The organism is Acidisoma sp., from assembly GCF_035492295.1.
Classification (GTDB): Bacteria; Pseudomonadota; Alphaproteobacteria; order Acetobacterales; family Acetobacteraceae; genus Acidisoma.
The window spans coordinates 1-7663 of record NZ_DATJJK010000296.1 but is presented as its reverse complement, the minus strand read 5'-3'; the positions used below and the strand labels follow the sequence as shown (position 1 = coordinate 7663).

The window sequence follows — 7663 nt, the reverse complement described above, 5'->3', positions numbered from 1 at the left end:
CATCCGCTATCGCGGCGAGGAGCCGGTCGGCGGCCGGCCGCTGGACAGTTACATCGAACTGCATGTCGAGCAGGGACCGGAACTGGAGGCGAAGGGCACGGCGATCGCTGCCGTGACCCATAGCAATTACCTCGTCTACATCACCTTCGAATGCCTCGGCGCCAACGGCCATACCCAGGCGACGCATTTTCAGCGGCAGCGCAACGCGCTGCTGGGGGCGGCAAAAGCCCTGGTCGCGATCGAGCGGATCGCGGCCGAGCATGAGAGCCGGGCAGCGGTCTCGCAGCTAGACGTCTGGCCGAATAACCGCGTCAATGTGCCGCACCGCGCAACCTTTACGGTGATGATGGTGGAGCCCTCGCGGGAGAAGATGCTCGGCCTGCGCGGCGCGATCATGGCAGCGCTGGAGGAGATCGGCGCCACGGCCGGCCTTACCTTCAACATCCTGGCCGACGCGACCCGGGAGCCGGTGATCTTCCCCGAAGAGATGGTGACGCTGGTGGAGGGTGTGGCAAGCGAACTCGGCCATTCCGTGCGGCGCCTTTCCGCCAATACCGGCCACGACGCGCTGAGCCTGGGGCCCGTCTGCCCGACGGCGCTTATTTTCGTGCCCAGCCGGGACGGTATTTCACACAGCGAGTTCGAATACACCGCCCCCGAGCAATGCGCGGCAGGGGCGGAGGTATTGATGCACGCCGTGTTGCGGCGTGCGAACCGTCGCTGAGGCGAGCGCGATGGACAGCCGCTTTACCGAGGCATGCCCGCCGGTCACGGAGGCGCAGGCGGAGTCTTTCGCCCAGGAAGCCTATGGCATCGCGGCGGTCGCGCGGCCGCTGGGCAGCGAACGGGACGCGAATTTTGAGCTCCAGACGCCGGCCGGCGCCTCCTACCTGCTCAAGATCACCCATCCGGGCGAGGCCCCGGAGGTGACAAAATTCCAGACCGACTGCTTGCTCCATCTCGCGGATGTCGATCCCACCCTGCCCGTGCCGCGGGTGATTCTGACACCGGATGGTCAAAGCGTGGTGCGGGCAGATTGGGCGGGCGTCGCCCGCACGACCCGTCTACTGTCCTTCCTGCCCGGCATGCCCTTGCACCTCGCCGAGCGCGAAGCTGCGCAGCGCCGCCGTATCGGCACGACGCTCGCGGCACTCGACCGTGGTCTTGGCAGCTTTCCGGGTGCCATGCCGAAGCTCGACCTCATCTGGGACATGGGGCAGGCGGTCTCGCTGCGCCCGCTCATCGCCCACGTCGCTGATCCCGCGGAGCATGCGCTGATCGCCGAGCGTTTCGACATTTTCGAAGGCCGCGTGCTGCCCGCCCTGGCCGCGCTGCCCCAGCAGCCGATCCATAACGACTTCAATCCGCACAATCTACTCGTGGACCCCGAGGATCACCGGCGCATCAGCGGTATCATCGATTTCGGCGATCTCGCCGTCGCCCCGCGCGTGCAAGACCTCGCGGTCGCGGCCAGCTATCAGGTGCTGGGCGCCGCGCACCCTTTCGAGACGGCGGCCGAGACGGTCGCCGGCTTTCATGCCGAAACGCAGTTATCCGAACCGGAAATCGCGCTGCTCGCCGATCTCATTCCCATGCGCCTGGCGCTCGCCATCACCATCAGCAATTGGCGGGCGGCGCTGCACCCTGAGAACCGGGACTATATCCTGCGCAATGTCGGCAATTCGCGCCGGGGGCTGGTCGCGCTCGGCGGCGTGGGCCGGGCGGAAGCCGAGGATTATCTCAACGCCGCCTGCCGGGGAGCCTGAAGCGATGTCCGATGCCAAGATGGCGATGGTTAACGCGTTCGACGCTGAGGCGGCGAGCGATCTTTCGGCCGCAGATCGCGCGCTGATTGAACGGCGCGCCCGGCTGCTCGGGCCGGCCTACCGCCTCTTTTACGAAAAGCCCGTACATTTCGTCCGCGGCGAGGGGGTCTGGCTGTTCGATCCTGAAGGTCAAGCCTATCTCGACGTCTATAACAATGTCGCCAGTGTCGGGCATAGCCATCCGGCGGTGGTGGAGGCCGTCTCCCGCCAGATGGCGGTGCTCAATACCCATACCCGGTACCTAACCGATGGCGTACTGGACTATGCCGAGGCGCTGCTCGCGACCATGCCGCCCGCGCTCGGCCACGTCATGTTCACCTGTACGGGGAGCGAGGCGAACGACCTCGCCCTTCGCATCGCGCGTCACCACACGGGAGGCACCGGCCTCATCGTGACCGAGACCGCCTATCACGGCGTCACCTCGGTGCTGGCCGAAGCCTCACCTTCTCTTGGCCCCAATATGCCGAGGAGCCCGCTTGTGCGGATGGTTCCGCCGCCCCGGGCGGAGGGGCGCGACGCGGCGGTCGTCGGCGCCGAATTCGCCGCCGGCGTCAAGCGCGCCATCGACGATCTTGCGGCGCATGGCATCAAACCGGCCGCCCTTCTCGTGGACACGATCTTTTCGAGTGACGGCGTGCGCGCCGATCCGCCCGGCTTCCTGCAGGAAGCCGCGCAGGTAATCCGTGTGGCTGGCGGTCTCTTCATCGCGGACGAGGTGCAGCCGGGCTTTGGCCGCACCGGGGCGGCGATGTGGGGCTTCATGCGCCATGGCGTCCTTCCGGATCTCGTCACCATGGGCAAACCGATGGGCAACGGCTTTCCGGTAGCCGGCATGGCCGCGCGTCCGGAAATCCTGGAATCCTTCGGTCGCGACCTCCGCTATTTCAATACTTTCGGTGGCAATCCGGTGGCGGCTGCGGCGGGCCTCGCGGTGCTCGGGGTGATCCGGGATGAGGGACTGATGGAGAATGCCGCCCGCGTCGGTGCACAGATCAAAGCCGGGCTCGAGACTCTCGCCACCCGCTATCCGGCGATCGGCGCGGTGCGTGGCGCCGGCCTTTTCGTCGCCGCCGATATCCTGGAGGAAGGGCGTCCCTCGGCCACTCTCGCCGCGCGCATCGTCAATGGGTTGCGCGCCCGCCGTGTGCTCATCAGCGCCTCCGGGCCGCGGGGGCATGTGTTGAAGATCCGGCCGCCGCTGCCCTTCTCGTCCGAGAATGCGGCTCTCTTCCTGGAGCAGACCGAGGCGGTGCTCGCGCTCATCTGAACCGATCAGACCCCGGTGGCATGGCGTCTGGGCTTGATTCAAGTCAATGAGGGAAGAGGTGCGCGGCCCTAGCGAGGGGCGGCATCTCTGGGAACCTTCTGCATGGCGCTCCTCGATCTTGCGGCCTTCAGGGCCGCCCCTCTCGTGACCGAGCCCTTCAAGCATATCGTCCTGAGCAATTTCCTCTTGGCTGAATCGGTTCAGGCGGTCGCGCAAAGCTTCCCGGTGATCGACGTTCCTGGCCTGCTGCCGGTGGAGGCGACGCGGCGCGGCCCCTTGTTCGACGCGCTTGTTGCTGAATTGACGGGCCCCGAAATGACCCGGACGGTCGCCGAGAAATTCGGCCTCGACCTTGAAGGCCATCCGACCATGGTGACGGTGCGCGGACGCTGCCAGGAGCGCGACGGGCGCATCCATACTGATAGCGTTACGAAACGGATCACGCTCCTGCTTTACTTCAACGAGAATTGGGAGGGGGAGGGCGGGCGGCTAAGATTGTTGCGAAGTCAGACCGATATGGAAGACGTCATTGCCGAAGTGCCCCCGGCGCTCGGCACCCTCGTCATGTTTCAAAGGTCTTACAATTCCTATCATGGGCACGAGAGTTTTGTCGGACCACGCCGCGCGGTGATGGTTAACTGGATGGTGAATAGTTTCGCGGCGCATCGTGAATTGATGCGTCATCGAATTTCCGCCCGAGCCAAGAGAATCTTGCGCTATGCATGATCCGGGCGAGATCGCGGTTTGGCTCCGCGAGGCGGTGGCGGCAGCAGAGATACGGCCTTTCCCCTATCCCCATTGGCTGCCCGAGGCCATGCTGCCCGGGCCGGTTCTGGATGGGATCTGCGACTTGCCGCTCGTAGCGCCCGAGATCGGCGAGACACAGGGGCGACGGGAGACGCATAATTCCAGCCGTCTTTTCTTCGGCGCCGCAGCGCAGGCCGCGTTCCCGGTCTGCCGGGCGCTGGCCGCCGCCCTGCAGGCGCCGGAGACGGTGGGGGCGCTCTGCCGCCAGACCGGGGCTGATCTTCTCGGCAGCCATCTCCGGATCGAATACTGCCTGGACAGGGACGGCTTCTGGCTCGAACCGCATACGGATATCGGCGCGAAATTCTTCACCATGCTGATCTATCTGACCGATCCGCCGCCTGGCGAGGATTGGGGCACCGATCTTTACGAGACACCGCTGCGCCATGTCGGAAGCGCTCCGGCACAGCGCAATGCCGGCCTTGTCTTTGTGCCGGGGACCGATACCTGGCACGGCTTCATTCGCCGCCCCATCACCGGTGTGCGCCGCTCGCTCATCGTGAATTACGTGACGCCGGAATGGCGCGCCCGGCACGAACTCGCCTTTCCGGATCGGCCCGTCAGCCTCTGATCCGGACCGGACTCCCGTTCAAGGGAACTGGATTTGATGGCACGAGCCGGCGCCCGCATCGAAGAGCTCAAATTCAGCCAGCAGGCCGCGTGCCCTCAGGACTAGAGCAATGCGACAGGCACGCCGCACCACCGATCCTGTCCCTCGGCTGGGACAGAGGCCGGGGAGGGCGGGCCGGTATGCAGCCCCTGTCCAAGTTGGGCCGGGTGGATGGCCCGGCCGCCGAGGTCATGCCGCCGGTCCGTCTCCGACCGCATCGTCATCGACATCGTTCTCCCAAATCCGGATCGTGCCGTCGACGCTGTCCGGGCGGCGCAGAAAGAGATTGTGGGCGATCCGGGAAATGCGCTCTTCGTGGGCATGAAAGTTGGAGAGAAGCTGCGCACGCTGGCGCCGTCTGTCCCCGGATATTGTTTCGAGCGCCGCGAGGGAGATTGCGCAGGGAACGTGCTCGCCATGCACGTCGATGCTGAAATTTATCGAAGATCCATCGAACTTCTTATTTGATAGAGTTGACTGTCCTGGTCTCAATGGCCGATCTTTCAAGGCATGGATTGCCCGGTTTTTCGAAGCGAAACAGCTGATTCTATGATGTATCGTTAAAAGAACAGCCAAGTTCCGCGTGTCACCTCTGCGCGACTTCTTGGCGCAGTCGAGGCGCATTTCAGAAGATTGATTGCCCAGCGCCCCTAGGCGCACTATAGGAGAATTGCCGCGGCGGCGCCACTGGCTATGTAAGTCGCCGGCTGGATCTCCGACCGGATCGAAGCAGGTGGTTGAGCATCAGAACCAGTGCTCAGCTTTTTTCGTGGCAAGCAGTGCATTTCCAGCGCACGGTTGGGTCTCAACCGTGCGCTGCGAAGGGTCGCACGGTTCAAGAAATTTTGGGTGGTCCAGATTTCACTTGCTATCCGCCGCTGCGGCGAGCTAGATGCGTCTATCGATCTTGCTGATGAACTTTGTTCTGCGCCTTGTGCGCTTCTGACGATCTTCCTCTCCCAAAATCGACCGTGGAAAAGCTCGCATGGTTTTGCTCGAGCTAAATTTGTGACCGATTTAAAGGGAATCGTCATGGCAACTGGCACTGTTAAGTGGTTCAACGCGACCAAGGGTTTCGGTTTCATCCAGCCCGATGAAGGTGGCGCTGACGTGTTCGTGCATATCTCGGCCGTCGAACAGGCCGGCCTCCGCAGCCTCAATGAAGGCCAGCAGGTCAGCTTCGATGCGGTTAAGAACAACCGTAGCGGCAAGGTCGCGGCGGAAAATCTGAAGGCCGCGTAAAGAGACAGCGTTTCTGGCCTTTGACCACGGATGTACTGGCATCGGTCATCGAAGCGCTTAGAAGAAGGTCGGGTTCGCCCGGCCTTTTTTGCTTTCTGGGGTGCGAGTCTGTCAGATTGAAACGAACGTGCCTTTGTCTGGCAGATCGCACCCTAACTTATTGATAATGGTCTAATTCACGGTTTCCCGAATCGCATGGGTGATACGAACTGAATGGATCAGACCGTCCTGAGCCGCAAAAGAACCGTTCAGCCCTCCCTGGGGGCTGGGCAAGCAGGACCGGCATCGCGGCCTCCTGAGCTGCGTGCATCTCGGCAGTCTCGAGCCGATGCACGATGGCAAAAGGTCGATGTTCTTTGTCGCTTTTGACAATTTTTGAACTGGATGCGAACGAGATGCTGAATCGCAGATTTGCCAAGGGCGATCGTGTGATTGTGGTCGGCGGCGGCGCAAACGAAAACCTTCGCCCCGGCGTCTATATCGTCGTCCGGCTTCTGCCGCTGTCCAGCCTCGGCTTCCAGTATCGGGTCAAGAGTGCGCTTGATACGCATGAGCGTGTCTTCGACGAATACATGTTGCGCCTCGCCAGTCAGTGAGGCTCTGACGTCCAACCTGTCCTCAAGAAGGCAGGCAGTACACGGTTCCATCATTTCCGATTTCCGGCCATAGGGCCGATGGCCCTGCGGCTGGCGCCTTGGGGTGGAACGCCCGCGCAAAGCCTGATCTTGAAACTGACAGGGTTGAATTGTTGGAGCCTGCGGGAAAACACCCCCAGTGGCACAGAGGGGTATCGTCACCGCCTCTCCGATCAGCTATAGGGTTAGTTTCATATAAGCAACATAAGATCGGCCGAACTCCTGTAGGCCACGGCTCAACCATCGCGAATGGTCTCCGACGCATAAAATGGGATGAGATCCCGATGTTTCCTCGACCGCCCGACACGCATATGTCCTGTGAGCCCGCCTTCGGTGGACCAGTGCCCCTCGTATCGGTCGTGGTGCCCTGTCACGATGAGGCCGCGAACGTCCAAACGCTCTATGCGCGGGTGCGAGCCGTGCTTGATGGAGCCGCTCTCAGTTGGGAACTCGTCTGCGTCAATGACGGTAGCCGAGACGCGACGCTCCCTGCACTCATCAGGCTGCATACAGAGGATGACAGGGTTCGCGTCTATGATCTGTCCCGCAACTTCGGGAAGGAGGCGGCAATGAGTGCCGGGCTCGATCAAGCCCGTGGCGCCGTGATCGTTCCGCTCGACGCCGATCTTCAGGATCCGCCCGAACTCATCCCCGCTCTTGTCGCCAAGTGGCGGGAGGGCTTTGACGTCGTCAATGCCGTGAGGGAAGTACGGGAGGGCGAAGGCTGGCTCAAACGCGGCTCCGCCCATTTCTTCTACCGCATCATCAATCGGCTGAGCGCCATAGAAATTCCGCGCGATACAGGGGATTTCCGCCTGCTCTCCCGCGCCGCGGTCGAGGCGCTCAAGTGCATGCCGGAGAGGCGGCGGTTCATGAAGGGCATGTTCGTCTGGGTCGGCTTCCCAACTGCCTCGGTGACCTACCGACGGGCTTGCCGCTATGCCGGCCGCACCAATTGGAACTACTGGCGACTGTGGAATTTTGCGCTGGAGGGCATCACCTCCTTCAGCCAGGTGCCGCTCCGCATGGCATCCTATTTTGGGCTCGCGGTCGCGCTGCTCTCCCTGCTCTATGCTGTGTTCCTGATCGTGCGCACGATCAGTTTCGGCAATACGGTCAGCGGCTATCCATCCCTGATGGTGGCGGTTCTGTTCCTGGGCGGCGTGCAGCTCGTCGCACTCGGTGTCATCGGCGAATATATCGGCAGAATCTATGAGGAGACCAAGCAGCGGCCGATCTACATCATCCGCCGCAGCTGGACCGAAAAGGCAACAAC

At 62.7% G+C, this 7663-nt stretch carries 9 protein-coding genes; 8 read left to right on the top strand and 1 reads right to left on the bottom strand.

Going from position 1 to position 7663, the window contains the following annotated elements; genetic code table 11:
• The 5 genes from VL752_RS22110 to VL752_RS22090 all read left to right on the top strand — a co-directional run.
• On the top strand, positions 1-724 hold a 724-nt coding region (locus tag VL752_RS22110; protein WP_325358815.1), incomplete at its 5' end, for a M20/M25/M40 family metallo-hydrolase.
• A 10-nt stretch (positions 725-734) separates the two neighbouring features.
• Positions 735-1766 (top strand): phosphotransferase, encoded by a 1032-nt coding sequence (locus VL752_RS22105; protein ID WP_325358813.1) that lies wholly within the window; start codon positions 735-737, stop codon positions 1764-1766.
• A 4-nt stretch (positions 1767-1770) separates the two neighbouring features.
• A complete protein-coding gene (locus VL752_RS22100) occupies positions 1771-3093 on the top strand; it encodes an aspartate aminotransferase family protein (protein WP_408863201.1) in 1323 nt (440 codons plus the stop codon).
• 102 nt (positions 3094-3195) lie between these two features.
• Positions 3196-3819, top strand: coding sequence for a 2OG-Fe(II) oxygenase family protein (locus VL752_RS22095; RefSeq protein WP_325358811.1), 624 nt, complete (start codon positions 3196-3198; stop codon positions 3817-3819).
• Positions 3812-4471: a 2OG-Fe(II) oxygenase gene (locus VL752_RS22090; protein WP_325358809.1), complete on the top strand. Its 660-nt coding sequence runs from the start codon at positions 3812-3814 to the stop codon at positions 4469-4471. Before VL752_RS22095 ends, VL752_RS22090 begins: the two co-directional genes overlap by 8 nt.
• A 228-nt stretch (positions 4472-4699) precedes the next feature.
• Here the strand turns inward: VL752_RS22090 and VL752_RS22305 are convergent, their stop codons facing one another.
• Complete coding sequence (locus VL752_RS22305) at positions 4700-5134, bottom strand: DUF1488 family protein (protein ID WP_408863200.1); 435 nt, start codon at positions 5132-5134, stop codon at positions 4700-4702.
• Positions 5135-5542: 408 nt separating this feature from the next.
• Between VL752_RS22305 and VL752_RS22080 the strand changes: the two genes are divergently transcribed.
• From VL752_RS22080 to VL752_RS22070, 3 genes are all read left to right on the top strand, one after another.
• Positions 5543-5752 (top strand): cold-shock protein, encoded by a 210-nt coding sequence (locus tag VL752_RS22080; RefSeq protein ID WP_325358817.1) that lies wholly within the window; start codon positions 5543-5545, stop codon positions 5750-5752.
• Positions 5753-6147: 395 nt separating this feature from the next.
• Positions 6148-6348 (top strand): hypothetical protein, encoded by a 201-nt coding sequence (locus VL752_RS22075; RefSeq protein ID WP_325358805.1) that lies wholly within the window; start codon positions 6148-6150, stop codon positions 6346-6348.
• 323 nt (positions 6349-6671) lie between these two features.
• The coding region (locus tag VL752_RS22070; protein ID WP_325358803.1) for a glycosyltransferase family 2 protein at positions 6672-7663 on the top strand (992 nt) is incomplete at its 3' end.